Origin of the sequence: Alcanivorax sp. VBW004 (assembly GCF_009718865.1) — a bacterium.
GTDB lineage: Bacteria > Pseudomonadota > Gammaproteobacteria > Pseudomonadales > Alcanivoracaceae > Alcanivorax.
This window is the reverse complement of record NZ_WNHC01000001.1, coordinates 3,112,333-3,113,574: the sequence shown is the minus strand read 5'-3', so window position 1 is coordinate 3,113,574 and position 1,242 is coordinate 3,112,333. Positions and strand designations below refer to the sequence as shown.

Below are 1,242 nucleotides of genomic sequence, written 5' to 3'. Positions count from 1 at the left end.
ACATAATATACATTATGCGTAGTTATCTATGGGTCATTCTAATCCAGCCATGGCGGATGACTGCCAATACGCTCAATCAGGAAATCGATAAACACCCTGACCTTGGCCGTCAGTACGTTGGATTTGGGATAGACCAGCCATAACGCAGGCTCTGCATCCATTCGATATTCTGGCAGCACCTGAATCAGGCTACCTTCGGCCAGCTCCTTATGAACGCTCCACAGTGAATGTATGGCAATGCCGGCACCGCAGCGCGTGGCAATCTTATAGCTTAGGCCGTCGTCTATGGTGAGCCGGTGTCCAGCCACGCGAGTATTAAACTCGCCACTCTTTCCGTCGGGGCCAGTCAGCTTGATGCTTGATGCTGATTTGAACGCGATCAGTTGGTGATTTAGCAGGACATCCGGGCTTTCAGGTGTGCCGTGGGTGTCGAGATATTCCGGTGAAGCGCAAAGTATCCGTTTATCCTTTGCAAGCTTGCGCGCATGAAGATTGCTTTCTGGCAAAACAGCATTGCGTAATGCCAGGTCAAAGCTCCCCTGTATCAGGTCCAGCTCCATGTCAGACAACCGCAAATCCAGGCTAATTCCCGGGTGTAATGCCAGAAATTCGGGAATTAACGAAACAATAAATTGCTGTGCGAAGGTGCTGGATGCGGTGAATCGCAGGTTGCCGGAAACCGTTTCATTGCCGTAGCCCAGTGCCGCCAGTGCGGCGTTTTCCTGTGCCAGGATTTCGCGGGCATAAGGCAGGAACTCTGCACCTTCCACAGACAGCGCCACCTTGCGCGTGGTCCGCTTCAACAAGTCTGCGCCAACGCCCTTTTCGAGCTTAGCCAGCTTCGCACTGGCGACCGCCGGTGGCATGCCCAGCTCGCGGCCTGCAGCACTGATATTGAGCTTCTCAGCGGCAAGGACAAACAGCTTTATCCCTTCTGTGTCCATCTTTATGTCCGAAATGCGAATACTGAAACCCAATACTGCCCATTTATTCGTGCAAAGCGAAGCAATATGGTTGCTCCAACGAAATAATTTCCGTCCCACACAGCTGGAGCAAGTCATGAAAGCGATGGTTCTCAATCAATATGGTCCCGATGCCAAGTTTGAGCAGGCAGAAATCAACACCCCGCAAGCGCAAGCGGGACAGGTGATTGTCCGTGTGGCAGCAGTCAGCGTTAATACCGTGGATACAATGATTCGACAGATGGGCGCGGATCTCCTCCCCCTTTCCCCTGAGCTACCT

At 52.5% G+C, this 1,242-nt stretch carries 1 protein-coding gene and 1 pseudogene; one reads left to right on the top strand and one right to left on the bottom strand.

The window, feature by feature from the left end:
* Positions 1 to 38: 38 nt before the first annotated feature.
* Positions 39 to 944: a LysR family transcriptional regulator gene (locus F1529_RS14165; protein ID WP_155135578.1), complete on the bottom strand. Its 906-nt coding sequence runs from the start codon at positions 942 to 944 to the stop codon at positions 39 to 41.
* A gap of 115 nt (positions 945 to 1,059) precedes the next feature.
* On the opposite strand from F1529_RS14165, the pseudogene F1529_RS17550 reads away from it, so the two are divergent.
* Positions 1,060 to 1,242, top strand: a pseudogene (locus tag F1529_RS17550) (quinone oxidoreductase); the annotation flags it as partial.

Excerpts from the sequence above, each read along its gene's own strand:
- F1529_RS14165 (WP_155135578.1), bottom strand. The coding sequence starts at position 944 with ATGGACACAGAAGGGATAAAGCTGTTTGTCCTTGCCGCTGAGAAGCTC.